The 25,096-nt window shown below is 68.7% G+C and carries 34 protein-coding genes; 18 read left to right on the top strand and 16 right to left on the bottom strand.

What is annotated here, in order from left to right:
• Positions 1-9 precede the first annotated feature (9 nt).
• The 3 genes from AC1DMQ_RS11195 (at position 10) to AC1DMQ_RS11185 (ending at position 1,121) form a co-directional block, all read left to right on the top strand.
• Positions 10-210, top strand: coding sequence for a hypothetical protein (locus tag AC1DMQ_RS11195; RefSeq protein WP_477033635.1), 201 nt, complete (start codon positions 10-12; stop codon positions 208-210).
• A gap of 11 nt (positions 211-221) precedes the next feature.
• Entirely contained in the window at positions 222-458 is a 237-nt protein-coding gene (locus AC1DMQ_RS11190) for a hypothetical protein (protein WP_477033634.1), read from the top strand.
• A gap of 222 nt (positions 459-680) precedes the next feature.
• Complete coding sequence (locus tag AC1DMQ_RS11185; protein WP_477033633.1) at positions 681-1,121, top strand: DUF1801 domain-containing protein; 441 nt, start codon at positions 681-683, stop codon at positions 1,119-1,121.
• On the opposite strand, the gene AC1DMQ_RS11180 is transcribed toward AC1DMQ_RS11185, so the two are convergent.
• Positions 1,118-1,345, bottom strand: a complete 228-nt coding sequence (locus tag AC1DMQ_RS11180; protein ID WP_477033632.1) for a ribbon-helix-helix domain-containing protein — start codon at positions 1,343-1,345, stop codon at positions 1,118-1,120. The two genes, AC1DMQ_RS11185 and AC1DMQ_RS11180, sit on opposite strands and share 4 nt — an antisense overlap.
• A gap of 177 nt (positions 1,346-1,522) precedes the next feature.
• On the opposite strand from AC1DMQ_RS11180, the gene AC1DMQ_RS11175 reads away from it, so the two are divergent.
• The 3 genes from AC1DMQ_RS11175 (at position 1,523) to modA (ending at position 3,515) form a co-directional block, all read left to right on the top strand.
• Positions 1,523-2,257, top strand: coding sequence for a Coq4 family protein (locus AC1DMQ_RS11175; RefSeq protein ID WP_477033631.1), 735 nt, complete (start codon positions 1,523-1,525; stop codon positions 2,255-2,257).
• Entirely contained in the window at positions 2,254-2,658 is a 405-nt protein-coding gene (locus AC1DMQ_RS11170) for a nuclear transport factor 2 family protein (protein ID WP_477033630.1), read from the top strand. The genes AC1DMQ_RS11175 and AC1DMQ_RS11170 overlap by 4 nt, the downstream gene beginning before the upstream one ends.
• Before the next feature lie 92 nt (positions 2,659-2,750).
• Positions 2,751-3,515: a molybdate ABC transporter substrate-binding protein gene (gene modA, locus AC1DMQ_RS11165; RefSeq protein ID WP_477033629.1), complete on the top strand. Its 765-nt coding sequence runs from the start codon at positions 2,751-2,753 to the stop codon at positions 3,513-3,515.
• A 5-nt stretch (positions 3,516-3,520) separates the two neighbouring features.
• On the opposite strand, the gene AC1DMQ_RS11160 is transcribed toward modA, so the two are convergent.
• Complete coding sequence (locus AC1DMQ_RS11160; protein ID WP_477033628.1) at positions 3,521-4,438, bottom strand: LysR substrate-binding domain-containing protein; 918 nt, start codon at positions 4,436-4,438, stop codon at positions 3,521-3,523.
• 95 nt (positions 4,439-4,533) lie between these two features.
• Here AC1DMQ_RS11160 and AC1DMQ_RS11155 point away from each other — a divergent pair, with 95 nt between their 5' ends.
• Positions 4,534-4,695 (top strand): hypothetical protein, encoded by a 162-nt coding sequence (locus AC1DMQ_RS11155; RefSeq protein ID WP_477033627.1) that lies wholly within the window; start codon positions 4,534-4,536, stop codon positions 4,693-4,695.
• Positions 4,696-4,708: 13 nt separating this feature from the next.
• Here AC1DMQ_RS11155 and AC1DMQ_RS11150 read toward each other — a convergent pair whose 3' ends face one another.
• Together AC1DMQ_RS11150 and AC1DMQ_RS11145 are read right to left on the bottom strand one after the other, a co-directional pair.
• The gene (locus AC1DMQ_RS11150; protein ID WP_477033626.1) at positions 4,709-4,885 is read right to left on the bottom strand and encodes a DUF4169 family protein; all 177 of its coding nucleotides are present in this window, start codon (positions 4,883-4,885) and stop codon (positions 4,709-4,711) included.
• Between the two features lie 3 nt (positions 4,886-4,888).
• Positions 4,889-5,899 carry a DUF6807 family protein gene (locus AC1DMQ_RS11145; protein WP_477033625.1) on the bottom strand — a complete coding sequence of 337 codons (1,011 nt, stop codon included), beginning with the start codon at positions 5,897-5,899 and terminating at the stop codon, positions 4,889-4,891.
• 187 nt (positions 5,900-6,086) lie between these two features.
• Between AC1DMQ_RS11145 and AC1DMQ_RS11140 the strand changes: the two genes are divergently transcribed.
• The gene (locus AC1DMQ_RS11140) at positions 6,087-6,323 is read left to right on the top strand and encodes a DUF2171 domain-containing protein (RefSeq protein WP_035081512.1); all 237 of its coding nucleotides are present in this window, start codon (positions 6,087-6,089) and stop codon (positions 6,321-6,323) included.
• A gap of 110 nt (positions 6,324-6,433) precedes the next feature.
• On the top strand, positions 6,434-7,075 hold the full coding sequence (locus tag AC1DMQ_RS11135; protein ID WP_477033624.1) for a glutathione S-transferase family protein: 642 nt from the start codon (positions 6,434-6,436) through the stop codon (positions 7,073-7,075).
• Here the strand turns inward: AC1DMQ_RS11135 and AC1DMQ_RS11130 are convergent.
• The 8 genes from AC1DMQ_RS11130 to AC1DMQ_RS11095 all read right to left on the bottom strand — a co-directional run bounded on the left by AC1DMQ_RS11130 (position 7,072) and on the right by AC1DMQ_RS11095 (position 13,182).
• Positions 7,072-8,592, bottom strand: coding sequence for a PepSY-associated TM helix domain-containing protein (locus tag AC1DMQ_RS11130; protein ID WP_477033623.1), 1,521 nt, complete (start codon positions 8,590-8,592; stop codon positions 7,072-7,074). The two genes, AC1DMQ_RS11135 and AC1DMQ_RS11130, sit on opposite strands and share 4 nt — an antisense overlap.
• A gap of 10 nt (positions 8,593-8,602) precedes the next feature.
• Positions 8,603-9,193: a hypothetical protein gene (locus AC1DMQ_RS11125; protein WP_477033622.1), complete on the bottom strand. Its 591-nt coding sequence runs from the start codon at positions 9,191-9,193 to the stop codon at positions 8,603-8,605.
• Between the two features lie 169 nt (positions 9,194-9,362).
• Positions 9,363-9,941, bottom strand: coding sequence for a CAP domain-containing protein (locus tag AC1DMQ_RS11120; RefSeq protein WP_477033621.1), 579 nt, complete (start codon positions 9,939-9,941; stop codon positions 9,363-9,365).
• 96 nt (positions 9,942-10,037) lie between these two features.
• Complete coding sequence (locus AC1DMQ_RS11115; protein WP_477033620.1) at positions 10,038-11,111, bottom strand: sensor histidine kinase; 1,074 nt, start codon at positions 11,109-11,111, stop codon at positions 10,038-10,040.
• 79 nt (positions 11,112-11,190) lie between these two features.
• On the bottom strand, positions 11,191-11,376 hold the full coding sequence (locus AC1DMQ_RS11110) for a hypothetical protein (RefSeq protein ID WP_477033619.1): 186 nt from the start codon (positions 11,374-11,376) through the stop codon (positions 11,191-11,193).
• 74 nt (positions 11,377-11,450) lie between these two features.
• Positions 11,451-11,711: a hypothetical protein gene (locus AC1DMQ_RS11105; RefSeq protein ID WP_477033618.1), complete on the bottom strand. Its 261-nt coding sequence runs from the start codon at positions 11,709-11,711 to the stop codon at positions 11,451-11,453.
• A 10-nt stretch (positions 11,712-11,721) separates the two neighbouring features.
• Complete coding sequence (locus tag AC1DMQ_RS11100) at positions 11,722-11,862, bottom strand: hypothetical protein (protein WP_477033617.1); 141 nt, start codon at positions 11,860-11,862, stop codon at positions 11,722-11,724.
• A 117-nt stretch (positions 11,863-11,979) separates the two neighbouring features.
• Positions 11,980-13,182, bottom strand: a complete 1,203-nt coding sequence (locus tag AC1DMQ_RS11095; RefSeq protein ID WP_477033616.1) for a pyridoxal phosphate-dependent aminotransferase — start codon at positions 13,180-13,182, stop codon at positions 11,980-11,982.
• Between the two features lie 257 nt (positions 13,183-13,439).
• On the opposite strand from AC1DMQ_RS11095, the gene AC1DMQ_RS11090 reads away from it, so the two are divergent.
• Together AC1DMQ_RS11090 and AC1DMQ_RS11085 are read left to right on the top strand one after the other, a co-directional pair.
• The gene (locus AC1DMQ_RS11090) at positions 13,440-14,027 is read left to right on the top strand and encodes a hypothetical protein (RefSeq protein ID WP_477033615.1); all 588 of its coding nucleotides are present in this window, start codon (positions 13,440-13,442) and stop codon (positions 14,025-14,027) included.
• 45 nt (positions 14,028-14,072) lie between these two features.
• Entirely contained in the window at positions 14,073-14,480 is a 408-nt protein-coding gene (locus tag AC1DMQ_RS11085) for a hypothetical protein (RefSeq protein WP_477033614.1), read from the top strand.
• On the opposite strand, the gene AC1DMQ_RS11080 is transcribed toward AC1DMQ_RS11085, so the two are convergent.
• The 3 genes from AC1DMQ_RS11080 to AC1DMQ_RS11070 all read right to left on the bottom strand — a co-directional run bounded on the left by AC1DMQ_RS11080 (position 14,477) and on the right by AC1DMQ_RS11070 (position 16,594).
• The gene (locus AC1DMQ_RS11080) at positions 14,477-15,016 is read right to left on the bottom strand and encodes an NADPH-dependent FMN reductase (RefSeq protein ID WP_477033613.1); all 540 of its coding nucleotides are present in this window, start codon (positions 15,014-15,016) and stop codon (positions 14,477-14,479) included. The genes AC1DMQ_RS11085 and AC1DMQ_RS11080 overlap by 4 nt on opposite strands.
• A gap of 61 nt (positions 15,017-15,077) precedes the next feature.
• On the bottom strand, positions 15,078-15,749 hold the full coding sequence (locus tag AC1DMQ_RS11075) for an AAA family ATPase (RefSeq protein ID WP_477033612.1): 672 nt from the start codon (positions 15,747-15,749) through the stop codon (positions 15,078-15,080).
• A 179-nt stretch (positions 15,750-15,928) separates the two neighbouring features.
• On the bottom strand, positions 15,929-16,594 hold the full coding sequence (locus AC1DMQ_RS11070; protein ID WP_477033611.1) for an AAA family ATPase: 666 nt from the start codon (positions 16,592-16,594) through the stop codon (positions 15,929-15,931).
• Positions 16,595-16,837: 243 nt separating this feature from the next.
• On the opposite strand from AC1DMQ_RS11070, the gene AC1DMQ_RS11065 reads away from it, so the two are divergent.
• Both AC1DMQ_RS11065 and AC1DMQ_RS11060 read left to right on the top strand, forming a co-directional pair.
• A complete protein-coding gene (locus AC1DMQ_RS11065) occupies positions 16,838-17,548 on the top strand; it encodes a TVP38/TMEM64 family protein (RefSeq protein WP_477033610.1) in 711 nt (236 codons plus the stop codon).
• 342 nt (positions 17,549-17,890) lie between these two features.
• A complete protein-coding gene (locus AC1DMQ_RS11060) occupies positions 17,891-19,468 on the top strand; it encodes a 2-isopropylmalate synthase (protein WP_477033609.1) in 1,578 nt (525 codons plus the stop codon).
• On the opposite strand, the gene AC1DMQ_RS11055 is transcribed toward AC1DMQ_RS11060, so the two are convergent.
• A complete protein-coding gene (locus AC1DMQ_RS11055; RefSeq protein WP_477033608.1) occupies positions 19,465-19,857 on the bottom strand; it encodes a hypothetical protein in 393 nt (130 codons plus the stop codon). The two genes, AC1DMQ_RS11060 and AC1DMQ_RS11055, sit on opposite strands and share 4 nt — an antisense overlap.
• 412 nt (positions 19,858-20,269) lie before the next feature.
• Here AC1DMQ_RS11055 and AC1DMQ_RS11050 point away from each other — a divergent pair, with 412 nt between their 5' ends.
• The 5 genes from AC1DMQ_RS11050 to AC1DMQ_RS11030 all read left to right on the top strand — a co-directional run bounded on the left by AC1DMQ_RS11050 (position 20,270) and on the right by AC1DMQ_RS11030 (position 25,095).
• A complete protein-coding gene (locus AC1DMQ_RS11050) occupies positions 20,270-20,986 on the top strand; it encodes an FkbM family methyltransferase (protein WP_477033607.1) in 717 nt (238 codons plus the stop codon).
• A gap of 150 nt (positions 20,987-21,136) precedes the next feature.
• Positions 21,137-22,033 carry an EamA family transporter gene (locus AC1DMQ_RS11045; RefSeq protein WP_477033606.1) on the top strand — a complete coding sequence of 299 codons (897 nt, stop codon included), beginning with the start codon at positions 21,137-21,139 and terminating at the stop codon, positions 22,031-22,033.
• Between the two features lie 372 nt (positions 22,034-22,405).
• Positions 22,406-23,449 (top strand): rod shape-determining protein, encoded by a 1,044-nt coding sequence (locus AC1DMQ_RS11040; RefSeq protein WP_004623009.1) that lies wholly within the window; start codon positions 22,406-22,408, stop codon positions 23,447-23,449.
• 49 nt (positions 23,450-23,498) lie between these two features.
• Positions 23,499-24,584, top strand: coding sequence for a rod shape-determining protein MreC (gene mreC, locus AC1DMQ_RS11035; RefSeq protein ID WP_477033605.1), 1,086 nt, complete (start codon positions 23,499-23,501; stop codon positions 24,582-24,584).
• A 1-nt stretch (position 24,585) separates the two neighbouring features.
• Positions 24,586-25,095 (top strand): hypothetical protein, encoded by a 510-nt coding sequence (locus AC1DMQ_RS11030; protein WP_477033604.1) that lies wholly within the window; start codon positions 24,586-24,588, stop codon positions 25,093-25,095.
• Position 25,096: the final 1 nt, after the last annotated feature.

Raw genomic sequence — 25,096 nt, 5'->3', positions numbered from 1 at the left:
GAGACTGACGTGGCTGAAGAAACCAACTCGAGCGGCGGTGGCGGGACCGGCATGGCGTTCATCATCGGCGCCCTGGTCGTGGTCGTGGCGGTGATCGCCTATTTCGTCTTCACCGGCGGCATGACCCAGAAGAAGACGGTCGATGTCAACGTGTCCGCGCCGCAGCTCGACGCGCCCAAGGTTCCGGACGCGCCCAAGCCCGCGGGTTAGGGGAGGGCGTCATGGCCCGTCACGACGACATCCGGCCCCAGCATCTGGGCGTGGCCGGTCTGGCGTTGCTGGGGGTGCTGCTGCTGATCGCCGCCCTGGTGATCGGCGGCTGGCGCTCCGGCCTGCTGACCGTGCGCTCGGCCGACCTGTCGATGCAGATGCCGAAGCCTCCGCCCCTGCCCAGGCGAACGCCGACGCCGGAGCCCATTCCGCTGCCCAAGCCTGGTCCGGGCGTCCAGCAGGGCTAGGCTTGGCCGGCCTTGGGGCATGATCGCCAAGTTTTGCCGTCGTTCCCGCGACCTCCCGCCTTTCCCACGACGCCCCGCATCCTGGAGGGGGCGGGAGCGTCGTCGACCGCTGAAGAAAGTCAGCGGACCCTGTCGGTTCCAGACAGGTTCCATCGTCCTGAGGAGGTTGATGTTCGCTATCCGGCTTGGCGGCCGGGCGAAGATGGAAAGGGAGACCTTGGCATGGGCGTGCGCGAGCAGATCGACGGCTACATCGATGCTCAGTCTCCAGCGAAGAGCGAGGAATTGCGGGATCTGCACCGGCGCATCCTTGCGATCTCGCCCGACGCCGAGCTCTGGTTCCTGGATGGCCGCGACGGCGACGGCAAGGTCGTTTCCAACCCGAATATTGGATATGGATCGGAGGCGCTCAGCTATGCCGCCGGCAATTCGAGAGCGTTCTACAAGATCGGTCTGAGCGCCAATACGTCCGGACTGTCGGTCTACGTGATGGGTCTCAAGGACAAGAAACACCTGTCCGAGACCTATGGATCGCGACTCGGGAAGGCCAAGGTCACCGGATATTGCATCAGCTTCAGGTCCGTGAAGGACGTGGACCTCGGCGTGCTCGAAGAGGTCGTCGCGGAGGCCTTTGGGGCCGCGTTGACGGTCGATCCGCTCTAGACCGTTCCCGCCTCGCCCGCCTGGGCGTGTTGCAGGGCGAACACGCGGCAGGCCGAGGCCAGAGGGCGTTCGCCCCGTCCGGCGTCGATGCGCTGGATCAGGCTGGCGACGCTGATCTTGTCGGTGCTCGCGGCCAGTTGCAGCACGGCCCAGAACTCAGGCTCCAGAGCCAGAGAGGTCGCGTGGCCGGCCAGATTGATCGAACGCTTCTTCAGACTGCCCATCTCGCCCGTCCCCATTTTGCCGCCTGGCCGATCAACGTCCGGCCAAGGTCCCAGATCGGGGGTCGCTGAACCCACTTGAATAAAAATGACGCCATGTCATCTTTATCGGGTTCAGCAGGAGCATGCCTTATGATTGCAGCCACGCAAGTGCTCGGTGAGCCAAAGGCGCATCAACCGATGCAACGGGGGCGTCAGTCCTTCAACCTGCAGCCTTTGCGGGCGCTTCGGGCCGTCCGGCGCCTGATCGCTGACAAGGAGGACACCGCCCAGGTGTTCGAGATCATGCGCGCCCTGGCGGGCAACGCGATCCCCAAGGGCTATCGCCGCCTGCTGAGCACGCCGGAGGGCGGCCGCATCGCCTACGAGCGCGACGAGTTCGCCGAGCGGCTGTCGGACCCGGCTTGGCTGGAGCGGTTCGGTCCCGGCACGGTCGGCGCGGCCTATCGCGACTTCATCGCCCCGCGTGGCCTGTCCGCCGAGGGGCTGGCCGAGGAAAGCCGCAAGATCCCCGAGTCCGACGTCGACGCCGCCCACCCGCTGGCCTGGTACGCGCGTCGCATGCGCGACGTGCACGACGTCTGGCACGTGCTGACCGGCTACGGCACCGACGCCCTGGGCGAGGTCTGCGTGGTGGCCTTCTCCTACGCCCAGACCCGCAGCCTGGGCTTCGCGGTCATCGCCCTGGCCGGCGCGCGCCAGTTCCAGAAGGCCCGGCTGGGTCAGCCCTACGGCAGGGCGGTGCGCGAGGCCTGGCGCAACGGCCGCTCGGCCGCCTGGCTGCCGGCGGTCGACTATCCGGCCCTGTTCGCCATGTCGTTGGAAGAGGCTCGCCGGACCTACAGGGTCGCGCCCAACACCGCCTATCTCGCCATCCCGGCCGAATATCGCGACCGCTACAAAGAGGCGGCGTGAGCCCGGGGGCCCAGGGGGCGGCCAACCTTGCGGTCGCCCAGCGCTACGCCCAGGCCTGGCTGGCCGGCGACCTAGCGGCGTTGCGTGCCTGCTACCACCCCGACTTCACCCTGCATTACTTCGGCGACCATCCGCTGAGCGGCGATCATGTCGGCCTGGCCGCCGCCCTGGCGACCCTGGCCGAGGTCAGCCGCCGAACCCGCCGCAAGCTGGTCCGCATCGTCGACGTGACGGCCGGACCGGAGCGGGCGGTGGTGATCGCCCGCGAGGCCTTCGAGCGCGACGGCGTCGTCACCGAGCTGGACCGCGTGCTGGTCTACCGCATCCAGGACGACCTGCTGGCCGAGTGCTGGGTCTATGACGGAGACCAGGCGCTGGTGGACGGGTTCCTGCGCGGCTAGGCGCGCGGAACGGGCCGGCGGCTCTTGACCCGCTTCGGCGTTCGGTAGTTCAACTGCACAACGCGCGAAGCGTCGGATTGCAGAGAGTCTTCATGATCACCCGTCGCTTCAAGCTGATCGGTCTGGCCCTGTTCGGGGCGGCCCTGACCCTGGCCGCCGCGCCCGCCCTGGCCGCCGACGCCCAGGTGGCGGTCGCCGCCAACTTCACCGAGCCGGCCAAGGAGATCGCGGCCGCCTTCAAGGCCAAGACCGGCCACACCGCCACCCTCAGCTTCGGCGCCTCGGGGCAGTTCTACACCCAGATGGCGCACGGGGCGCCGTACGAGGTGTTCCTGTCAGCCGACGCCGAGCGTCCCAAGAAGGCCGAGGACGAGGGCCTGGCCGTCAAGGGCACGCGCTACACCTACGCCTTCGGCCGGCTGGTGCTGTATTCCAAGACCCCGGGCCTGGTCGACGCCAAGGGGGCGGTGCTGAAGTCGGACAGGTTCGCCAAGCTGGCCATCGCCGACCCCGCCGCCGCCCCCTATGGCGCGGCCGCGATCCAGACGATGCGGAAGCTGGGGGTCTACGACGCCCTGGCGCCCAGGATCGTCAAGGGCTCGTCGATCACCCAGGCCTACCAGTATGTCGCCACGGGCAACGCCGAGCTGGGTTTCGTCGCCCTGTCCCAGGTCATCGACGAGCCGGGCGGGTCGCGCTGGGTGGTTCCGGCCGCCGACCATGCGCCGATCGAGCAGCAGGCGGTGCTGCTGAAGACCGGCGAGAAGAACCCCGCCGCCCGGGCGTTCGTGACCTTCCTGAAGTCGCCCGCCGCCATCGCCATCATCAAGCGCTACGGCTACGAGGTCCGTCGCTAGGTGGGCTAGGACCGGCGGTAGCGCGCGACCAGCGGGTCCGCGGCCGCCTGGGCCAGGATCCAGTCGCGGAAGGCGATGATCTTGCGCACCCGGCGGCGCTCGGCCGGATAAGCAAGCCAGTAGCCGCCGCCGTAGCTGGCGGTGATGTCGAACGGCGCGACCAGCCGGCCCTGGGCGATCTCCTGGGCGAAGAAGATCGGCGAGCCCAGCGCCACGCCTTGCCCGGCCAGGGCCGTGGCCACTTCCAGCGCCTGGGCGTCGGCCGACAGGCGCGGCGGCGGATGATCCCCGCGGGCGTCGACGCCGGCCGCCTCGAACCAGGCCGCCCAGAACTCCGGCGCGCCGATGCGCGGAGCCCGCAGCAGATCGGCCGGCGCCGCCAGGCCGCCGAGTTGGGCCAGCAGGTCCGGCGTGCACAGCACGGTCTGGGCCGAGGGGATCAGGAAGTGCGCCTCCATCCCGGGCCACTCGCCGGAACCGGCGCGCAGGGCCAAGTCGAAGGGCTCGCGCTGCAGGTCGACGACCCGGCTGGAGGCGTCCAGCCGCACGGCGATGCGGGGATGGGCGATCTGGAAGCCGCCCAGGCGCGGCGCCAGCCAGTGGCCGCCGATGCTCTGGACCGTGGTGATCGACAGCACGCCCTCCTCGGTGTCGACCAGGTCGGACACCGCCGTGCGCAGGAGGCTCATCGCCTCGCTGGCGGCGCGCGACAGGCGCTCGCCGGCCGGGGTCAGGGTCACCTCGCGGGGCAGGCGGGTGAACAGCGGCTGGTCCAGGCGCTGTTCCAGGGCCTTCACCTGCCAGCTGACGGCGGCCTGGCTGACGCCCAGTTCGTCGGCGGCGCGGGTGAAGCTCTTCAGGCGCGCGGCGGCCTCGAAGATCCGGATGGCGCTGAGCGGCAGGCTGGCGAGGATGTCTGGCATAAGTGGTGCTTATGATTACGCAAGGAAGCCGCGTTTGTCACGCGTCGTCCGAGGCGCGAAATTCCCTTCATCGCAACGCACAGGAGGCGACGGTGATGGACGAAGCAGTCAAGACCCATAAGGAAACCACGTTCGGCTGGGTGCTGGCGGTTCAGCAGTTGATCGCGGCCTATCGCGCCCGGCTGGCCCGTCTGGCGCGTGAGCAGGCGGCCGAGGCGGCCAAGGCCGCGCCCCGGCGTCACCTCGCGCCGCGCTAGGGGCGGCCCAGCCTCAGTCCTCGCGCTTGGCGCCGTCCAGGTCGCGCTTCAGCTTGTCGGCCCGCGCCGCGTCCAGGGCCTTGTCGGCCTTGGCGCGGCCGAACTTGGCGCGGTTCTCGACGGCCTTGGTCTTGGCGTCGGTCTTGGCCTTGGCCTTGCGGGCCTGGTTCAGGTTGAGGATCTCGGCCATCGGCTAGCCCTTCTTGGCCGCGACAGGCTTCGGGGGCGTGGCCGGCCGCAGGATCAACGTCGACTGCAGGCGCAGCGTCTCGCCCTTCTTCAGGACAAACGGCGCCCGCCCGGGAAAGACGCAGTTCTGCATCGACAGTTCCTTGCGCAGGATCCAGCGGGTGATCGGCGCGCCGTTGGCCTTGCAGGCCAGGCCCACGGTCCAGGCCGGCGAGCCGCCGCCGGGCGTCCAGGCGAAACCCATGGCCTTGCCGGCCTCGACAGGACCGACCGCCGGGGTCACGGTCTTGCCGCCCGAGCCGAAGGTCAGGCGGTCGGGCTTGATCAGCCGCACCGAGAAGCCGCCATAACCTTTCACGTCGTCGCTGCCGCCCAGGGCCAGGGTGTCGCTGCGGGCGGTGATCACCGTGTCGAAGTCGATGCGCCGCGCGCCGTCCTTCAGCGGATAGACCCGGACCTTGGTGGTTTCGCGCGCCACATAGTTCACCTCGGGCGTCGAATTGACGATCCAGTCGGCGTTGACCACCAGGGTCCCGCCGCCGGCGCTGTCGCCCTTGAAGCGCTTCTCGCGGACATGGAAGGTCAGGCCCTTCATGAACCAGCCGTCGGCGACGTTCTTCCCGTCGACCAGCACCTGGTGCCAGCTCCAGAAGGCCCCGCGCTGGTGCAGGTGGTCAGCGGGCCGGTCCTCGGTCAGCACCGTGCCGTCCGGGGCATAGATCGGATGGACGTAGTTCAGCCGGCCGGGCTCGCGCGGATCGGCCGGGGCGGTGCGGTAGAACAGGACGCTCTTGCCGCCGTCGGTGATCGTGACGCCGTCGGCGGCGAACACCGCGTCGACCCTGGGCAGGGGCGTGACGGGCGGCGGCGCGGCGGGCGGCGGCGCTGGCGGCGGGGTTTCGGCGGCCGGCGGCGCGGCCGTCGCGGACGCGGCTTCCGCCGTCTGTGCCCCGGCCGTTCCTGTCCAGGCCGTCGCGCTGGTCAGCACGAGCAAGGMGGCGAGCGATCTGATCATCAGCGTGTCCCGGGAAAAGCCAGCGCGTTCGTGTCCCGGCGCAAGTGATAGCCAGAACGGGTGGCGCTTCAAAGTTACAACCTTGACAGGAACATAACGCGAACAATCCTTATCGGCAAGCCAGTTGGAAACTGCGCCGCGACCTCGCCCGTTTGCCCTGCCTGACGTCCATCAAAGGAGGAACACCATGATCGACGCCTCGCAAATCCGCGAACATCTGGAAGTGGTCGGATCGGACGGCGGTCACGTCGGCCGGGTGGACCACGTGGTCGGCGGCGAGATCGAGCTGGCCAAGCTGGACCTGGGCGGCGGCCTCAAGCACCACCTGATCCCGGTCACCTGGGTCGACCATGTCGACGACGACGGCGTGCACCTGAACCTGACCAAGGACGACGCCAAGGCGCGTTGGCGCGAGAAGCACTAGGGGCGCGAGAAACACCGGGCCGCGTCCCGGTCGGCGTTCGTCGCTCTGTGATTGACAGCTTCGCCGTGCTGGCCGATCCCTCGCCCGCCAACGGGTGAGGGATCGCGCGCATGTACCAGCTCTATTACAGCCCCAGCACGGCCAGCCTGGCGGCGCACTGGATGCTGATCGAGATCGGCGCCCCGTTCGAGCTGGTCCTGACCGACACCGCGACCGGCGCCCAGAAGGCCCCGGAATACCTCAAGCTCAATCCCAGCGGCGTGGTGCCGACCTTGATCGTCGACGGCGCGCCGGTCTGCGAGGTGGCGGCGATCCTGATGCTGCTGGCCGAACGCCATGCGGAGAAGGGCCTTGCCCCGGCGGTCGGCGCGCCCGAGCGGGCGGCCTATCTGCAGTGGATGGTCTATCTGACCAACACGGTGATGCCGGCGTTCCGGGCCTGGTTCTATCCGCATGAACCGGCGGGAGAGGCGGGGACCGAGGCAGCCACGGCCGTGGCGCAGGCCCGGCTGGAAGGGATCTGGGACCGTGTCGACGACCATCTGGCCGCCCAGGCCGGTCCCTACATGCTGGGCGAGCGGCTCTCGACCGTCGATTTCCTGGCGACCATGCTGACGCGCTGGTCGCGGAACATGCCCAAGCCCGCGACTACTTGGCCGAACATCGCCCGCTACCTGGCCCGCATGCGCGCCATGCCGTCGCTGCGCGAGGTCCACGCCCGCGAGGGACTGACCGACTGGATCGACGGCTAGGCCGCTTCCGCCCGCGCCATCGGCTTGCGCCACGGCGCGATCAGTGCGGCCAGGACCAGCAGGGTCAGGTTCACGCCCAAGGCCACTCCGCCGAGCGCCAGACCGCCGAACTTCACGGTCTGGACCACGACGGCCGCCGCCAGGGCCGCGCTGGTGGCGATCCGTAGGCTGACGATCCAGAACCGCGTGTCCTTCGCGGCCACGGCGGCTGCCACCAGCACGGCCAGCGGCGCCCAGAACACCCAGACCGGCGGAACCTTGAGCGCCAGCCACAGGGCGGCCGACAGGGCCAGGGTCGCGGTCGAGCCCCAGACGACGGCCGCCCAGGCCTTCTCCAGGCGCGGTGCGGGACGTCCGCGATCGCGGCGACGGATCAGCCAGATGGTCACGCCGCTGCTGGTCACCACGCAGAGCGCCACGCCCAGCAGGCCGTAGGCGATCTTGACCGGCAGGCCGCCGAACGAGCCGAAGTGCAGCGGATAGGACGAGGCGAAGACCTGCTTGCCCAGGCCGTCGTCCGACAGGCCCAGCTTGTGGGTCATGCGGCCCTGGACGTCGAAGGTGTAGCGCTCGGCATAGATCAGGCGCTTGGGCATCAGGGCGTTGACCTCGACCATCTGGCCCTTGGCGCCCAGGGCGGTCAGGGAGATCAGGGTCGGTTCCAGCTCCGGCTTGTCGTCGAACCAGGCCAGGGCCTTGACCAGGTCGGGGAAGGGGGCGGGCGTCGGGTCGGCCTTGGGGACCGTGCCGTAGATCGGGGCGGTGACCTTGGCGATGTCGCCCTTGGTCGTCACCCCGGCTACGGCAAACAGCAGCAGGCTGGCCAGGCCGATATAGGCGCCCGTCCAGGCGACCACGAAGTGGAACGGCGCGCCCCAGACGCTGAGCCGGTTGTGCAGGTCGGCCTGCGACAGCCGCTTGGCGCCGGCCCAGCGGAAGGCGAAGGCGTCGCGGAAGATCTTCGGATGGGCCAGGAAGCCGGAGACGATCAGGCCGGTCAGGGCCGCGCCGATCAGGCCCACGACGATCAGGCCCAGGGTCTCAGGCAGATGCAGATAGATGTGCAGGTGCTCGAGGAAGTGCACCCAGGGCGAGCTGGCCTCGCCGGCGATCCGGCCTTGGGCGTCGGCGACGAACACCTGCTCGCCGACGAAGGCGTAGAGGCGCGGCATGTCGGCGGTCGGCAGGCCCATATAGACGACGCCGGCCTTGGGATGGGCCTTGGTGATCGCCTCGGCGAAGGCCTGGACGGCCTGCGGGCTGGCGACGGTCTGGGTCGGGGCGGCGGGCTCTTCCCACAGCTTCAGTTCGTTGAGGAACACCGCGACCGTGCCCGACAGGCAGACGATGTAGATCAGGGCGGCGGCGACCAGGCCCAGCCCCGAGTGGCCCGACAACACGGTGCGCACGAAGGTCGGCGGGACCTTGGGCCAGATCGAAGGGCGGCTGGCCGGTTCGGCCCCATTTCTGTTTTTGGCGGCGGCGTTGGCGGCTTCGGGGGGCGTCGCGGCGTCCATGGCGAGGTTCCTATCGGGGCCGCAGGACGACGGCGAGGGCGCAGACGGCGGTGAGGGCGACCAGTCCGATCGTGGTGCGCAGCAGCTTGCGGTCGGCGCAGGTCCAGACCATGGCTCCGGCCAGGATCAGCGGCGCGCCGAAGGCGGCGGTGACCAGCTTGTCGGCCTGGGAGCCGGGCGTCCAGACGACCATGGCGACGCCGGCGGCGACGCTGGCGGCGGTCGAGACGGGAAGGGCCAGCAGCACGGCCGCGAGCGTGCGCGGCCAGGTCGTGGCCGGGCCGGTGGCGGGATCGGCCCCGCCCGCGGTGGCGCGGATCGGCTTGGCCTTCTTGCCGTGCGGCGCGGTCCAGCGTCCGCTGACGACGATGAACACGGTGGCGGCCAGCGCGACCAGCAGGGTCGAGATCGCCACGCCCCGATCGCCGCCGGCCCAGGGGGCCAGCAGGACGGCGGCGGCGACCAGCAGGGCCCAGCCGCCCGCGATCAGCCCGCCGCGCGGCTTGGGATTGCGCTTCCAGGCCAGCCACAGCAGCCAGACGCCGACGGCGACCATCACGGTCGCGGCCAGGGCCAGCGGGGTCTCGACGGTCGCGGTCACGCGAGCGACCCGGACTTCGGCGGCATGGCGGTGTTCACGATCGGTCTCGACGGGCAAGCAGGGACAGAGGCGTTGATTAGGCCGCGCGTGACGCAACTGCAAGTCACTCTCATAATCAGGCGCGATATGAGAGGGCGTTGCCGGAGCCGGCGCCTCGGCGTCGGGCCGCCTAGCGCTGGGGCAGGGCGCCGGCGAAGTCGATCACGCACATCGAGCCGTAGGCGCGATGCGGGCCGCAGGCCACGCCGGCCAGCTGGTAGCCGGCGGCGAAGATGTTGCGGCGGTGGCCCCGGCCGGGAACGCCGCTGTCGATGATCAGTTGACGGACGACGTCGCGGGCGTCGTCGAAGCCGTACGAGATGTTCTCGGCGGAAAGGCCGGCCCAGACGCCCTGGCCGCGCAGCCGTTGGCCCAGGCCCCCGGCCGCGCCGTGACCTACGTCGCCGCGCGCGCCCTGGACCTGGGCGTACTGGCGGGCGGCGGCGGCGATGCGCCGGTCGGACTCCAGGGGCGGCAGCGAGTCCTGGCGTTCCAGGAAGCGGATCGCCTCCTCGACGGCGGCGGGATCGTCGCTGCGATGGAGGTCGCGGCGCAGTTCGCGCGCGTACTCGGCCGGCCGGGCGCGCGCGAAGTTCAGCTCATCGAGGACGGCTTCGTCGAGACGAGCGGCTTGAGCGGCGGGCGCCAGGGCGAGCAACAGCAGTCCGGCGATCGCCGGAACCAAGGCCTTGCGGCCGGAAATGCGCATGCGCGCGCTCCCGTGAATCAGACGCCCCAGGCCTGACCTAGCATGCTCCGGTGATGTGTGCAGTCGCGCGGAATGTCGCGGTCAGACCTGCCGCGTTCAGGCCGCGGCGGGCGTCAGGACCGCGACATGTTCATGCCGGATCGTCACCGTCATGCCGTCGGTGTTGACCACCGTCATGTGGCCGTTGAGCTGCTTGACCAGGGCGTCGACGATCACCGTGCCCAGGCCGCCGTGCTTGTCCGACGCGGCGTTGGTGGCCTTGCCGACGCCGTTGTCGGCAACCGTCAGGGTCCAGGCGTCGTCGTCACTGGCGAAGGTGACGGTGACCCGGGCGTCCTTCTTCAAGACCGGGAAGGCGTACTTGACGGCGTTGATCAGCAGCTCGGTGACGATCAGGCCGATGCTGACGGCCTTGTCCGAACCGATCGTGCCGTGATCGGCGACGACCTTCAGGGTGATCGGCTGGCTGTCGCCGATCATCGAGGCGGCCAGGCTGGCGCACAGCTTGGTCAGATAGGGGCCGACCTCGATCTGGTCGACGCCGCCCGAGGCGTGCAGGTGCGACTGCACCTCGGCCACCGAGATCACCCGCTGATGGGCGTCCTTCAGATGGAAGCGGGTCTCCTCGGAGGTGACCGCCCGGGCCTTGAGCAGCAGGATGCTGGCGATGATCTGCAGGCTGTTGGCGACGCGGTGCTGCATTTCCTGCAGCAGCACCTGTTTCTGGCCCAGCAGGTCGCGCGTGCGGTCCAGCAGGCTTTCCTTCTCGCGCTCTATCGCCCTTCGCGCCGTGATGTCGGTGAAGGCCAGCAGGATCGTCGAGTTGGTGCTGGTCTCATAGATCACCTTGCGGGCGTTCAGCAGCATGACCCGAGGGCCCAAGCCCGGAAAATCATGACGGACCTCGAAGCCGTTCATGACCACCTGCTCGGGAATGATGGTCTCCAGCAGCACGCGCAGGGCCGGGATGTCCCACTGGCCGTCGCCCAGGGCGTAGAGCAGGCAGCCCATCGTCTGTTCGGGATCGACCTGGAAGATTTCGTAGAAGGACCGGCTGGCCGCCAGTACGGAAAACGCCGAGTCGAGCACCAGCAGCGGCTCGTGGATGGTGTCCACGATGGCCTGGGCCAGCGTCTGTGCGTCTTCAATCCCGGGGATCGGACGCTTCATGGCGAAATGGGAATCCGATCCTAGGCGCAGGGACGCTCGCGGACGGCGACGGATGGGCGCCGATAGCTTCACCCTAGGCTCAATCCTGGCCGGAGTCCTGAACGGTTTGAGCGGCGAACGAGTCTTGCCACAGCGCCTGTTGCGCCAGATAGCGCCAGGTCTCGGCCGTCGACAGCATGTCCGCCTTCAGGCCCGCCGCGCCGCACGACCCGGCCCATCGTTCCATTTCGTGAGCCCGCGCCAGGCAGCTCTTGGCGGTGAACATGGGCCGATCCCTTCAATCCTGTGCGTTGCCGCAGGGATATTAACCCCGCGCGGCGCGCAAGGCTCCGAAGGACCCTAGCGGCCGCCGCCGGTGATTTCCTTGATCATCGCCTGGACCGGGGCCTTGCCGCCGGCGTTCCACACGGCCTTCAAGTGGGCCAGGGTCTGCTCGGCGGCGCCTTCGAACTTCCACTCGCAGTCGACGATCTTGCAGTTCTGGAACACCGGAGCCTGGCCGCCGGCGAAGGTCAGGCGGCAGTCTCGGAACTCGCAGTCGGAGAAATGTTCGCCGTCCAGCGAGACGGTTTCATGGTTGTAGTTCGTCGAGCTGGGCATGCGCCGTCTTTCACTGATCGTCGGTCGGGGGCTTGGTCGGATTTTCGGCGGCCTTGGCGGCGGCTTTCTCGGCGGCCTTCTGTTCGGCCTTCTTCGCCTTGAGACGCTCGCGTTCCTGGCGTTCGAAGGAGTAGTTCGGGGTGCGCGCCATGACGATCTCCTGGCCGCGGGAGGCGGCAAAAAGGAGCCCTAGCGCGGTTCGGCGCCGACTTACAGCCGTCATCCTCACCGAAAGGGCGAGAATGACGGCCAAAGTGGAGAAGAAAGGCTACTTCACGTTGCCGCAGAAGCGCTGGATGCGCGCGCAGGCGTCCTCCAGAACGTCGTTGGCGGTGGCGTAGCTGATGCGGAAGAACGGCGACAGGCCGAACGCCGCGCCGTGCACCACGGCCACGCCCTCGGTCTCCAGCAGCTCGACGGCGAAGTCCTCGTCGGTCTCGATGACCTTGCCGCTGGGCGCGGTCTTGCCGATCAGGCCGGCGCACGACGGATAGACGTAGAACGCGCCTTCCGGGGTCGGGCAGTGCAGGCCGGTCGCCTGGTTCAGCATCGACACGACCAAGTCGCGGCGCTCCTGGAACAGCTTGGCGTTCGGCTTGATGAAGTCCTGCGGACCGTTCAGGGCCTCCAGCGCCGCCCACTGCGAGATCGAGCAGGGGTTGGACGTCGTCTGGCTGATCATCTTGCCCATGGCCTTGATCAGCGCCTCGGGACCGGCCGCGTAGCCGATCCGCCAGCCGGTCATCGAATAGCCCTTGGAGACACCGTTCATCGTCAGCGTACGGTCATAGAGCCTGGGCTCGACCTGGGCGATGGTGGTGAACTCGAAGTCGTCGAACACCAGGTGCTCGTACATGTCGTCGGTCAGCACCCAGACCTGCGGGTGGCGCAGCAGGACGTCGGCGATGGCCTGCAGCTCGGCGCGCGTATAGGCGCCCCCCGACGGGTTGGACGGGCTGTTGATGATCAGCCACTTGGACTTGGGCGTGATCGCCGCTTCCAGGGCTTGCGGCGTGATCTTGAAGCCGCTCTCGGCGGTGGTCTCGACCGACACGGGCGTGCCGCCGGCCAGCAGGGTCATGTCGGGATACGACACCCAGTACGGGGCGGGGATGATGACTTCGTCGCCCGGGTTCAGGGTGGCGACCAGGGCGTTGTAGATCACCGGCTTGCCGCCCGGGGCGACGTGCACCTGGCTCGGCTTGTACTCCAGGCCGTTCTCACGCTTGAACTTGGCGCAGATCGCGGCCTTCAGCTCGGGCATGCCGTCGGGGTCGGTGTACTTGGTCTTGCCCGCCTTGATCGCGGCGATCGCGGCGTCCTTGATGTTGTCGGGGGTGTCGAAGTCCGGTTCGCCGGCGGAAAGGGCGATCACGTCCCGGCCGGTCGCTTTCAGGGCGCGGGCCTTGGCGCTGATGGCGATGGTGGCGGACGGGGCGATGCGCCGCAGGGCGGCGGACTCGAGCGACATGGTTCAGGGCTCCCCTGGGAGGACGTGGACTCGGAAGTCCGTTTCAGGATTGCGGCGGTCTTTACGCCCGCGCTTGCCGCGGTGCAACGCAACAAAGGCCGCTTGGCGCGCGGTTCTTGCGCCAATTCGCAGCGCGCGGTACCGCTATCATCATAAGCACGAGGCCGCGCCGCATGGCGGGCGGTCCAGGAGGAAACGACCATACCGGCCGCCGACGGCGGACGATTGACGCAACGACGTCTCTTGAAGGGGGAAACATGACGAAGATCGCGATCCTGGCCGCCGTGGCCGCGCTTGGCCTCGCCGCGCCGCTTACGGTCCACGCCGCCGAACCGGCGGCCCAAGGCATCATGAAATACGCCATCAACAAGCCGTCCACGGCCTGGAACGTCTACGGGCCGGGCCAGACCAACGCGCCGGTCAAGGACAAGGGCGTGATCGGCGGGGGCGGCGTCCGCGTCCAGGTCACCGGGCCGACGCCGGACAAGCCCTGGGACAGCAGCGCCGGCCAGGCGGTGGGCGGCAAGATCACCAAGGGCGACGTCATCACCATCGCCTTCTGGGCCAAGGCCGAGCCGGTCGACGGCGGGCCGGCGACGGCCAACATCACCTCTGTTCGCGTCCAGCAGGCGGCCGAGCCCTGGGGCGGCATCGTCGAGGGCAAGGTCGCCGTGACCAGCGGCGACTGGCAGATCTACACGGTCAGCGGCCGCGCCAGCATGGACGCCGACAAGGGCGGAGCGGGCGTCGCCCTGCACCTGGGAAGCGCCAAGCAGACGGTCGTTCTGGGTCCGCTGTTCGTGCTGGACTTCGGCCCCAACTACGACCCGGCGACGATGAAGTAGGGTCGGGAAGCTCGACAGTCGCGCCGTTCATGCGAAAACAGGATCATGCAGCGGCTTAGATATCTGTTCGCGATCCTCGGCCTGGCGGCTTGTCTGGCGGCGGGCGTCTACGCGCACGCCATCCGCAATCCATGGCTGGCGATCGTCGCGATTATCGTCGCCGGCGTGGCGACGACAATCGCGGTCCGCTACTTTTCAAAGCATGTCGCCGCGCCGAACCTTGAAGCGGCCAAGACCCAGCCGGCGATCCGCAGCGGCCCGTTCGCCTGGGCGCTTCAGTTCGCCATGATGCTGGTCACGGTCGGGATCGCGAGCTTTCTCTTCATGTCCCAGAATCAGGCCGAGATCCCCGATTACCCGACATACCGTCTGATTGCCTGCGGGCTCGCCGCGGCCGGGGTCGTCTTGGTGGCGATCGTCATCGTCCTGTTCAAGGCCGCCAATCGGTCCTAGGCGGCCTCGCGCATGTGCTGGATGAACGCGGTGAGGTGCTTGCCCAGATAGGCCAGGGTCTTCTCGTCGATCACCTGGCCGTTCTCGATCTTGGTGTGGGCCTGGCCGACCAGCATCTCGCTGAGCGGCCAGTATTCGGCCGAGACCTTGCGCAGCGACTGGCGCAGGCCGTCCTGGGCGCGGACCGTGCCGGTGACGCCCGGCGAGGCGCCGACGATGCAGGCGGTCTTGCCCGACAGGGCCGAGGGCGAGCCGCGCGAGGCCCAGTCGATGGCGTTCTTCAACACGCCGGTGACCCCGCCGTTGTATTCGGGGCAGGCCAGCAGCAGGGCGTCGGCGTCGCGCACGGCGTCCTTCCAGGCCTTGACCGGCGCGGGGTCGCCCTGGTCCTCGACATCCTGGTTGAACAGCGGCAGGTCGTGCAGGCGAAAGATCTCGATCGTCACGCCGTCGGGCGCGCACTCCTGGGCGGCGCGCAGCAGGGCGGTGTTGAACGAGGCGGCCCGCAGGCTGCCGGAGACGCCGAGAAGTTTCATGCAAAAGGCTCCGCCGTGATGCGGCGAACCTAGAGAGCGTCGCCCTTCGGCGAAAGCCGGATCAGGCGGTGAGGACGGCCTTCATGGGCGTTTCGCTCACCCCGCCCAACTGCGCCTCGACATGCGCCCACAGGCGTTCCAGGTCGCGAGCGGCCGGGCTGCCCGGCTCGTGTTCGGCGACGCAGCGGCCTTGGGCCATCGCCTTCTGGAAGGCTTCGCGCGAGCGCAGGCCGTGCGGGGCCAGCGGCAGGCCGCAGAACCGCAGGGCCTCCATGATCTCGGGGAAGGCCACCGGGGCGACTTCCGGCTTGTTGGTGTGGGCCTGGTTCAGCACGACCAGGCCGCTCTTGCCCAGGCGCCGGACCGCTTCGGCCGAGCGCACGATGGGGGCCAGGTCCAGGAACGAGGGCCGGCCCGCCACCAGGCAGAAGTCGGCGATGTTCACCGCCTGGGCGACGTCGGCCTCGGGCGCGGCGGGGGTGTCGATGAAAAGGTAGTCGAAGCCTTCCCGCATCGCATTGGATTTGGTCAGGAAAAGCTTGCCGGCGGTGATGTCGGCGAGGGCGGGGCCAGGTTCGCTGCGCGATCGCAGGGCGTCCCATGCGGACCGCTGCGGGTCCATGTCGGCCAGAAGCACCTTGTGGCCTTGCAGGAAGGCCATCAGCGCCAGGTTCACGGCGAGGGTCGTCTTGCCCGATCCGCCCTTTCGGGAAAGCACAGTAATTGTCTTCACGACTTGCACTCTTTGCCCAAACCGTCCGACCGGTTTCCCCGGCCGCAAGGTTCCCCAAGGTGCGTAACTGTTATGGCGAAGGTATGAACAGAACTTCAACCTGTGGATTATTTGACGCCCGAGCGAAAATTCGTCGCAACCCGTTGGCCCGCCAGGGAAACGCGGTCCGGTTGGATTGCTCAGACGGCGCGGGCGTCGCGTCCTTGGCCGTCCAGGGCCAGCAGGGCGGCGACGTGGCTCCAGAGGCGCTCGATCTCCTGGGCGGCCGGCGCTTCGGCGTCCCATTCGCCGACCGATCGGCCCCGGGCGATGGACTGCTGGTAGATGGCGCGCGAGCGCAGGCCCACCGGAGCGATGGGCAGGCCGCAGAAGCGCAGCGCCTCGATGGCCTGCTGCACGCTGGCCGGCTCCAGCCCGCCGCGCTTGGACGGCGCCTGGTTCAGGACGATCAGCCCCGCCTTGCCCAGCCGCCGGACCATCTCGGCCGAACGCGCCACCGAGGCGATGTCCAGGAAGGTCGGGCGGCAGACCAGCACGCACAGGTCGGCGGAATTGACCGCCACGGCCACGTCGGCGTCCGGCGCGGCGGGCGTGTCGATCAGCATCACGTCATAGGCGTCGTGCACGGCCTGCGAGCGGGTCTGGAACAGCTTGCCGGCGTTGATCTCGGCCAGGCTGGGACCGGGCTCGCCGCGCGCCCGCAAGGCGTCCGAGGCCGAGCGCTGCGGGTCGATGTCGGCCAGCAGGGTCTTCCATCCCGCCAGATGGGCGGTGAGGGTCAGGTTGATCGCCAGGGTCGTCTTACCGGCCCCGCCCTTGCGGGAGATCAAAGCCAGGGTCTTCACGTCCGACGCTCCCTACGCGCCCCGTCCAAAGCGCTTTCCGCCAGGGCAGGGTCCTGTGGATAACTTAGCCGCGCCTTACGACAGCTTCGCAACGGGAATGTCGTGTTGGGAGAAACTTAACCATGGCGCGGCCCGCGCCACGGGAAGCGTGACGACAAAATGAGCGGCCGACGCGTGATTTGCATTCGCGCCGTGCTCACCGCGCCCCCTTGACCGCGCTTGGGGCATGGGCGAGGCAGACGGATGCTTCGTCGCCTGATCGACTTCTTCACCAACATGGACGCCCGGGCCTGGCGCACGGTCGCGGTGTCGTTCGTGCTGTTCGGCGGGGTGGGCGTGGTCTTCCTGTTTGGGGCCCAGCTGCTGGGCCTGAACGGCGAGGTCACGGTCGAGCAGTGGCTCAGCGCGGCGCACGGACCCTGGGCCCTGCCGGTCGCGGTCGGGGCCTTCGCGGCCCTGGCCTTCATCGGCGTCCCGCAATTCGTGCTGATCGCCGCGGCGGTGGTCGCCTTCGGCCCTTGGACCGGCTTCGCCTACAGCTGGATCGGCACCCTGGTGTCGTCCCTGGTGGGGTTCTGGCTGGGGCGGACGTTCGGCGGCCGGCTTTTGCAGGACCTGGCCGGCGACGGCGTGGCCAAGTTCATGAAGCTGATCGGCAAGAACGGCTTCCTGGCCAGCCTGATCGTCCGGCTGGTGCCCTCCGCGCCGTTCATCGTCGTCAACATGGCGGCGGGCGTCACGCCGATGAAGCTGCGCGACTTCGCGGCCGGCACCGCCATCGGCATCATCCCGAAGATCGCCCTGACCGCCTTCGCCGGCAATTCCATCGTCCAGGCGCTGAAGGGCGGCGGCCAACGGCACATCGTCATGCTGGTCGTCGCGGTGGTGGTCTGGATCGTCGCCGGCCTGGTCGCCCGCGCCTGGCTGAAGAAGCGCGAAGCCGCCGCGGACTAGGAGAGGCGGGCTGGGAGGAGGCGGTTTCGCGCCCGATCGGCGTCGTCTCCGGGACGTTTGACGCGCCAAGCCCATGATCTCGCGACACGGTCGACCTCGATTTCTGCACGCCGAGGTCGAAAATTGCTCCGAGTGCGGCGAATTGCTCGATTAAAGCAAAATGCTTGCCGGTTTTTGGGCTGCTGTGTAGAAAGCAACCATGAACGTCGCGCGCCAACTGCTTCTGCTTCGGCTTACCACCCCCTGGGCGCTCTAGGGGCCGCGCTTCGTCGTGGCCGGGCGCGCAGGGGATGACTGAACCCGCCGCCGCCCCCACGCAGACACTTTCCGACGAGTAGCTCCATGACCGCCCCCGTATCTCCCGCCGCTTTCGACAAGCGCGACAACGTCGTCATTTTCGACACCACCATGCGCGACGGCGAGCAATCGCCCGGCGCCTCGATGTCGCATGACGAGAAGCTGGAACTGGCCAAGATCCTCGAGGAGATGGGGGTCGACGTCATCGAGGCCGGCTTCCCGATTGCCTCGAACGGCGACTTCGAGGCGGTCCGCGAGATCGCCAAGATCGTCAAGAACAGCACCATCGCCGGCCTGTGCCGCGCCCACCAGGTCGACATCGACCGTTGCGCCGAAGCCCTGACGGGCACGCAGCGCGGCCGCATCCACGTGGTGATCGCCACCAGCGACCTGCACATGAAGCACAAGCTGCAGATGGAGCCCGACGCGGTGATCGACGTGATCGCCCGCTCGGTGACCCACGCCCGCAACCTGCGCGACGACATCGAATGGTCGGCCGAGGACGCCACCCGCAGCGACCGCCAGTTCCTGCGCCGCGCCATCGAGACGGCCATCAAGGCCGGGGCCACGACGATCAACCTGCCCGACACGGTGGGCTACACCTATCCGTCCGAGTACGCCGACCTGTTTGATTGGATGACCAAGAACGTCGACGGCGCCGACAAGGTGATCTTCTCGACCCACTGCCACAACGACCTGGGCCTGGCCGTGGCCAACAGCCTGGCCGGCGTGCAGGGCGGGGCGCGCCAGATCGAGTGCGCGATCAACGGCCTGGGCGAGCGCGCCGGCAACGCGGCGCTGGAAGAGATCGTGATGGCCCTGAAGGTGCGCGGCGACAAGCTGCCCTTCGAGACCAGGATCGACACCACCCACATCACCCGCGCCAGCCGCTACGTCTCGGCCATCACCGGTTTTCCGGTGCAATACAACAAGGCCATCGTCGGCAAGAACGCCTTCGCGCATGAAAGCGGCATCCACCAGGACGGGATGCTGAAGAACCGCGAGACCTACGAGATCATGACCCCGGAATCGGTCGGCCAGGCGCCGTCCAGCCTGGTCATGGGCAAGCACTCGGGCAGCCACGCCTTCCGCGCCAAGCTGAAGGACCTGGGCTACGAGCTGGGCCAGAACGCCCTGAAGGAGGCCTTCGGCCGCTTCAAGGACCTGGCCGACCGAAAGAAGCACGTCTACGACGACGACATCATCGCCCTGGTCGACGACGCCCTGGCGCGCGGCTCCGAACGCATCCGCGTCCAGCGCCTGCGCGTGGTGGCCGGCACTGACGGCCAGTCGGCCGAGCTGACGCTGGAAGTCGACGGCGAAGTGAAGACCTCGGAAGCCTCGGGCGACGGTCCGGTGGACGCCGTGTTCAACGCCATCCAGCAGATCGTGCCGCACAACGCCGCCCTGCGCCTGTTCCAGGTGCACGCGGTGACCGAAGGCACCGACGCCCAGGCCCAGGTCTCGGTCCGCCTCGAAGAAGACGGCCGCATCGCCACCGGCCAGGCCGCCGACACCGACACCCTGACCGCCTCGGCCAAGGCCTATGTGAACGCCCTGAACAACCTCATGGCGCGCAAGGAAAAGAGCCGGCCGGACACGGCGATCGCCAGCGGCTTCTAGGCCGCTGACCGTTTGCTGAACGGCCGCGTCGCCAGCAGCTCCGCCGACAGGCAGGCCTGGGGTTCGACCTCCAGGCCCATCGCCCGCAGATCCTCGCACAGCGCCCGGCGCGGTTCCTGATCCAGGAACGCGCCGGCGTCGATGACCAGCGCCCCGCCCGGGCGGAGCATGGTCATGGTCGAGGCCGCGGCGGCGCGCGCGTCGGTCACCGTCGAGCAGCCCACGATCAGCAGCAGGTCGCTCTGCTCGTCGGCCGCGCGGCAGGTGGCCCGGCGGGCGGCTTCCACGCGGTCGTAGCCCTTGCGCCACAGCACGCTCATCGCCTCGCCCGCCTCGGGTCCGGTCACCGCCACGAAACACAGCGGGGTGGCTTCGGCGAGGGCGAGCATGCGCCCTAGCGTGTGTTGGATCCCGTCGGTCGGAACGCCGAGCAGGAACTGCGCGGCCTGACGGAATGGATGGGACGACATGGTCGAAACCTCTGACTTGTCGAGCCTGTCACCGGACGGGCCGACCGCCAGGGTATGCGGCAGACGGGCCTAAAGCCTCCATTCGGAAACGGGTTCGCCGCATAAGGGCCGCATAAGCGTTCCGCTATCCGGGAGGACGGAAGATCCCGTCCATCAACGGCCTGGAGGTAGCGGATCTCACGACGCTCCGCGGAAGTTCTTCGACGGCTGGGTCTCGAACCCACGACGCCGAACTACGGTCAAGCTACACGCAATCGACGAAGCTTGACTGTAAGACAACTTCCCCGCGTCACATTCCGATGTTATCAAATCTTGAACGAGGAGATCGGCTGTGATCAGAACACTCTTCGCCAATCTGGTTCACTACACGACGGCTCGAATCCGGCACCCGAAAGTCTTCGAATACCGGGGCCTGACCATTCCGCTGGCCGCGACGCCCGAATTCGAGTCCGTGCGGCGCTCGATGTATCGTGGCGCGTACGAGGGGCACGAGCTGCAGGCGCTGGCGAAGCTGATCAAGCCGGAGGACGTGGTTCTGGAACTCGGCGCCGGCCTGGGCGTCGTCTCAACGTTCATCGCCAAGCGGCTGAACTCGCCCGAGCAATTGACGACGGTCGAGGCCAATCCGCGCCTGCTGCCGTCGATAGAAGCCGTCGCCGCTCAGAACGGCCTCAAGCTCAAGGTGCTCCAGGGCGCGGTCGGCGCGAGGGACGGCTCCGCCGAGTTCTTCTTCGCCAACAATTTCCATTCTTCGTCGACGCTGGATCGCGGCCTGGGCGCGCAGGCCACGGTCGTCGAGACCCTCGCCTTCGACCGGCTCCTTCGGGACATCAAGCCGTCGGTCGTGGTGTTCGACATCGAGGGCGGCGAGGTGGAGATCTTCGCCGACCCGCTGCCGACCTTCGTTCGGGTGGTCTGCGGCGAGATGCATCCGCACATCGTCGGCGATGCGGCCATCACGCGGATCATCGAGTCGTTCTTCAAGCAGGGCTTCGTGCTGAGAGTCGATCAGTCGCTTGGTCGGGCCTTCGCCTTCGAACGAGACTAGGCGCCCGCGCACACCGCTCATCCTCGCGCTGAACGAGACGCCGCGCCCCTGGCGCGCGTCGACGTTCCGATGACGCGTCCCCAATCCCCATACCGACCTGGCGAGCGACCCTGATTGGGCGCGGGCCTGTTCGTCGCTACGAGTACAGTCATGATCTGGATTCCCATCACCATCGCCGCCTCGTTCGCCCAGGTCGCCCGCAACGCCGCCCAGCGGTCGATCATGGACGGCAAGGGCGGCGGAGCCGGTCCCTGGGGCGCGACCCTGGTGCGGTTCCTGTTCGGCCTGCCGTTCACCGCGGTGTTCGTCGGCGTCGCCCTGGCCCTGACGCGGGGCGAGCAACCGCACGCGACCCCGGCCTTCTGGGCGGCGGCTCTGCTGGGCGGGGCCAGCCAGATCGCCGCCACGGCCGCTCTCCTGGTGGCCATGCGCCGCGCGGGCTTCGCGGTGGCCACCGCGGTCCAGCAGAGTTCGATCCCCCTGGCCGCCCTGCTGGGCCTGCTGGTGTATGGCGAGCGGTTGAGCGCGGTCGGCTGGGCGGGCGTGGCCGTGACCAGCGTGGCGCTGCTGGTGGTCACTTGGCCGCGCACGGGGGCTTCGGGCCAGCAGCCGGTCAGCGGCGCGGTCTACGCCCTGCTGTCGGGCCTGGCGTTCGGCTTCTGCCTGAACGCTTTCCGGCAAGCCGGCCACGCCCTGGAGCCGGCCCATCCGATCTTCGCCGCGGTGGTCACCCTGATGACCGTCCAGATCGCCCAGACCCTGGCCCTGGGCCTGTTCCTGGCGATCACCGACCGCGCCGCCCTGGTCGCCGTGGCGCGGGCCTGGCGGCCGTCGCTGGGGGCGGGGTTCTGGGGGGCGGCGGCCTCGGCCGGCTGGTTCATCGCCCTGGCCCTGGCTCCGGCCGGGCAGGTGAGGGCGGTGGGGGTGGTCGAGGCGCCGATCGCCGCCCTGGTCGGACGCCGTCTGTTCGCGGAACGCTTGACCCCCGTGCAAGTGATCTTCGGCCTGATCGCGGCGGCCGGAGTCGCCATGGCGGCGCTCGGCTAGAAAACGCCATGTTTCTAAGATGAAACCCCCCGCGCCGCCGTTCTGCGAAAACAGGTGATCCGGGGTCTGTAATAGACCTTGAAATCAACGCTTTCGCAGGGCAAACGGGCTTCGTCGGCAGCTTTGTGGCAGTCAGACGACGGCGCGGCAGGGGCCAGCGCTCCCGTCGTGCGGCAGGCGCTCGTCTAATGGGACATAACCCCGCATTTCGCGGGAATCATGTTGTCCTCCTTTGGAATTGAAGTAGGAGCCATCTTTACCCTTCGCCTTCGCCGCTTCGGCGGCGCAAATGGCTCCGTTTCGCATACCCGCCATCTTCTTTTTCGAACGACCCAGCCGCCTCGCCCCTTATCCCCTCAGTCAGGGCTTTCAATGTTTTCTTCCCTCTTCGGCGTCATCTCCAACGACATCGCCATCGACCTGGGCACCGCCAACACCCTCATCTACATGAAGGGCAAGGGCATCGTCTTGAACGAGCCGTCGGTGGTCGCGCTGCGCAATGTCGGCGGCCGCAAGATCGTCCACGCGGTGGGGATCGAAGCCAAGCAGATGCTGGGCCGCACGCCGGGCCACATGGAAGCCATCCGCCCGATGCGGGACGGGGTCATCGCCGACTTCGAAGTCGCCGAAGAGATGATCAAGTATTTCATCCGCAAGGTTCACAACCGCAAGGGCTTCGTGAACCCCAAGGTCATCGTCTGCGTGCCGTCGGGCGCCACCGCCGTGGAACGCCGCGCCATCAACGACAGCTGCCTGAACGCCTCGGCCCGCCGCGTGGGCCTGATCGACGAGCCGATGGCCGCCGCGATCGGCGCCGGCCTGCCGATCCACGAGCCGACCGGTTCGATGGTCGTCGACATCGGCGGCGGCACCACCGAGGTGGCCGTGCTGTCGCTGTCGGGCATCGTCTATTCGCGCTCGGTCCGCGTCGGCGGCGACAAGATGGACGAGGCGATCATCAGCTACATGCGTCGCCACCATAACCTGCTGATCGGCGAAACCACCGCCGAGCGCATCAAGAAGGAAATCGGCACGGCCCGCGCTCCGGCCGACGGCGAAGGCCTGTCGATCGACGTCAAGGGCCGCGACCTGATGCAGGGCGTGCCGCGCGAAGTCCGTATCTCGGAAAAGCAAGCCGCCGACGCCCTGGCCGAACCGGTCGGGCAGATCGTCGAAGCCGTGAAGGTGGCCCTGGAAGCCACCCCGCCGGAACTGGCGTCGGACATCGCCGACAAGGGCATCATGCTGACCGGCGGCGGCGCGCTGCTGCGCGGTCTGGACGCCGAGATCCGCGACCACACCGGCCTGCCGGTCACCGTGGCCGACGATCCGCTGTCGTGCGTGGCCCTGGGCTGCGGCAAGGTGCTCGAGCATCCCAAGTGGATGAAGGGCGTCCTTGAATCGACTCTCGCCTAGGCGCCACAATCCGCTAGGACGCCGCGGGGGGCGTCGGGAGAACTAGTACGTGCCCTTTCGCGAAGGTCCGCTCGGCGACCTGAAAGTGCCGCTTACCTGGACCGCGGCCGTGGCGTTGATCGTCGCGATCGTGATCGCGGTGGCGTTCCTGCTGGCCGATCGTCGCGAGACCCTTCAGCAGCAGGCCTACGGCGTCACCCGCCAGACGGTCGACACGGTGTCCAAGCCGGTCAGCGGCGTGATCGCCGCCCCGGGGCGGTGGACCGGCCTGGGCGTCGACTTCATCAGCAGCTACTTCTTCACCGCGTCCGAGAACCGCCGACTGAAGGCCGAGCTGAAGGAGATGCGCGGCTATCGCGACCAGTACCTGGCCGAGGTGGACAAGAACCAAAGCTACCGCACGCTGCTGGGCCTGCGCACCGATCCGCCGATCCCGATGGTCGCAGCCCGCGTCGTCAGCGACACCCGCGGCCCCTTCGCCAACACCCGCCTGGCCGACGCCGGCGCGGAAAAGGGCGTGGTGGTCGGCAACCCGGTGATGAATGAGCGCGGCCTGGTCGGTCGCGTGGTCGGCGTCGCCCATGGGGCCAGCCGGGTGCTGCTGCTGACCGACATCGCCTCGCGCACGCCGGTGATGATCGATCGCACCAACGCCCGCGCCATCCTGACCGGCGACGGCGGCCCCAATCCGAAGCTCGAATACCTGCGCGGCGTCGATCCGATCAAGGAGGGCGACCGGGTCGTCACCTCGGGCGACGGCGGCGTGGTGCCGCGCGGCCTGCCGGTGGGCGCGGCGGTCAAGGGCCTGGACGGCCGCTGGCGCGTGGTGCTGTTCGCCGACGACACCGCCATCGACTATGTCCGCATCCTGCTGTTCAAGGACTTCTCGCAGCTGGCCGACCAGAAGGCGCTGCTGACCCGCAGCCTGCCGCCGGTCACCACCGAGGATCCCGACGTCTCGATCCTGGGCCCGGTCGCCACCGCGCCCAAGCCGCCGGCCCAGACGGGGGCCGCGACGCCGCCCGCCGCCAAGCCGCCGACGACGACGCCGGCCCCCAATCCCGCGGCGCCGACGCCGTCCAAGCCCGCGGCCTCCGCGCCGACGGCCGGTCAGCCGACCGGCGGGGGGATCTAGGATGGGCGGCGCGCGGCCTCTGCATCCCGGCCGCTGGCTGGGCGTGCCCGCGCTGTTCTGCGTGCTGGCGACCATCGCCTTCGCCGCGCCGATCCGCATCTACGGCCTGCAGCTGCCCGAGCCGGTGTTCGCCATGGTCCCGGCCTTCGCCTGGGCCCTGATCCGGCCGTCGATCCTGGCCCCCTTCGCCCTGCTGCTGCTGGGCCTGTTCCTGGACATGTTCTGGGGCGGACCGACCGGCCTGTGGGGCCTGTCGCTGCTGGTCGCCTACGCCACCGCCTTGGCCGGCCGCAACATGATGACCGGCCAGAGCCGGCCGATGATGTGGGCCTGGTTCGCCGGGGTCAGCGCCGTGGCCATGGCCGCCGGCTTCCTGTTCAGCATGCTGGACAGCCTCGCCATGCCCAGCCTGCTGGCCGTCTTCTGGCAGTTCCTGGTCACGGCCCTGTTGTTCCCGTTCGCCCACCGGCTGATCGACCGGTTCGAGGACGCGGACGTTCGGTTCCGGTGAC

This window comes from Caulobacter sp. 05L422, assembly GCF_056397765.1.
The sequence above is the reverse complement of the archived record's forward strand: the minus strand, read 5'-3'. Positions and strand labels throughout refer to the sequence as shown.

Bases quoted from the DNA above. Each gene is read 5' to 3' on its own strand.
- AC1DMQ_RS11190 (WP_477033634.1), top strand. From the start codon at position 222: ATGGCCCGTCACGACGACATCCGGCCCCAGCATCTGGGCGTGGCCGGT.
- AC1DMQ_RS11185 (WP_477033633.1), top strand. From the start codon at position 681: ATGGGCGTGCGCGAGCAGATCGACGGCTACATCGATGCTCAGTCTCCA.
- AC1DMQ_RS11180 (WP_477033632.1), bottom strand. From the start codon at position 1,345: ATGGGCAGTCTGAAGAAGCGTTCGATCAATCTGGCCGGCCACGCGACC.
- AC1DMQ_RS11175 (WP_477033631.1), top strand. From the start codon at position 1,523: ATGCAACGGGGGCGTCAGTCCTTCAACCTGCAGCCTTTGCGGGCGCTT.
- modA (WP_477033629.1), top strand. From the start codon at position 2,751: ATGATCACCCGTCGCTTCAAGCTGATCGGTCTGGCCCTGTTCGGGGCG.
- AC1DMQ_RS11160 (WP_477033628.1), bottom strand. From the start codon at position 4,438: ATGCCAGACATCCTCGCCAGCCTGCCGCTCAGCGCCATCCGGATCTTC.
- AC1DMQ_RS11155 (WP_477033627.1), top strand. From the start codon at position 4,534: ATGGACGAAGCAGTCAAGACCCATAAGGAAACCACGTTCGGCTGGGTG.
- AC1DMQ_RS11150 (WP_477033626.1), bottom strand. From the start codon at position 4,885: ATGGCCGAGATCCTCAACCTGAACCAGGCCCGCAAGGCCAAGGCCAAG.
- AC1DMQ_RS11140 (WP_035081512.1), top strand. From the start codon at position 6,087: ATGATCGACGCCTCGCAAATCCGCGAACATCTGGAAGTGGTCGGATCG.
- AC1DMQ_RS11135 (WP_477033624.1), top strand. From the start codon at position 6,434: ATGTACCAGCTCTATTACAGCCCCAGCACGGCCAGCCTGGCGGCGCAC.
- AC1DMQ_RS11130 (WP_477033623.1), bottom strand. From the start codon at position 8,592: ATGGACGCCGCGACGCCCCCCGAAGCCGCCAACGCCGCCGCCAAAAAC.
- AC1DMQ_RS11120 (WP_477033621.1), bottom strand. From the start codon at position 9,941: ATGCGCATTTCCGGCCGCAAGGCCTTGGTTCCGGCGATCGCCGGACTG.
- AC1DMQ_RS11115 (WP_477033620.1), bottom strand. From the start codon at position 11,111: ATGAAGCGTCCGATCCCCGGGATTGAAGACGCACAGACGCTGGCCCAG.
- AC1DMQ_RS11110 (WP_477033619.1), bottom strand. From the start codon at position 11,376: ATGTTCACCGCCAAGAGCTGCCTGGCGCGGGCTCACGAAATGGAACGA.
- AC1DMQ_RS11105 (WP_477033618.1), bottom strand. From the start codon at position 11,711: ATGCCCAGCTCGACGAACTACAACCATGAAACCGTCTCGCTGGACGGC.
- AC1DMQ_RS11100 (WP_477033617.1), bottom strand. From the start codon at position 11,862: ATGGCGCGCACCCCGAACTACTCCTTCGAACGCCAGGAACGCGAGCGT.
- AC1DMQ_RS11095 (WP_477033616.1), bottom strand. From the start codon at position 13,182: ATGTCGCTCGAGTCCGCCGCCCTGCGGCGCATCGCCCCGTCCGCCACC.
- AC1DMQ_RS11090 (WP_477033615.1), top strand. From the start codon at position 13,440: ATGACGAAGATCGCGATCCTGGCCGCCGTGGCCGCGCTTGGCCTCGCC.
- AC1DMQ_RS11085 (WP_477033614.1), top strand. From the start codon at position 14,073: ATGCAGCGGCTTAGATATCTGTTCGCGATCCTCGGCCTGGCGGCTTGT.
- AC1DMQ_RS11080 (WP_477033613.1), bottom strand. From the start codon at position 15,016: ATGAAACTTCTCGGCGTCTCCGGCAGCCTGCGGGCCGCCTCGTTCAAC.
- AC1DMQ_RS11065 (WP_477033610.1), top strand. From the start codon at position 16,838: ATGCTTCGTCGCCTGATCGACTTCTTCACCAACATGGACGCCCGGGCC.
- AC1DMQ_RS11060 (WP_477033609.1), top strand. From the start codon at position 17,891: ATGACCGCCCCCGTATCTCCCGCCGCTTTCGACAAGCGCGACAACGTC.
- AC1DMQ_RS11055 (WP_477033608.1), bottom strand. From the start codon at position 19,857: ATGCTCGCCCTCGCCGAAGCCACCCCGCTGTGTTTCGTGGCGGTGACC.
- AC1DMQ_RS11045 (WP_477033606.1), top strand. From the start codon at position 21,137: ATGATCTGGATTCCCATCACCATCGCCGCCTCGTTCGCCCAGGTCGCC.
- AC1DMQ_RS11040 (WP_004623009.1), top strand. From the start codon at position 22,406: ATGTTTTCTTCCCTCTTCGGCGTCATCTCCAACGACATCGCCATCGAC.
- AC1DMQ_RS11030 (WP_477033604.1), top strand. From the start codon at position 24,586: ATGGGCGGCGCGCGGCCTCTGCATCCCGGCCGCTGGCTGGGCGTGCCC.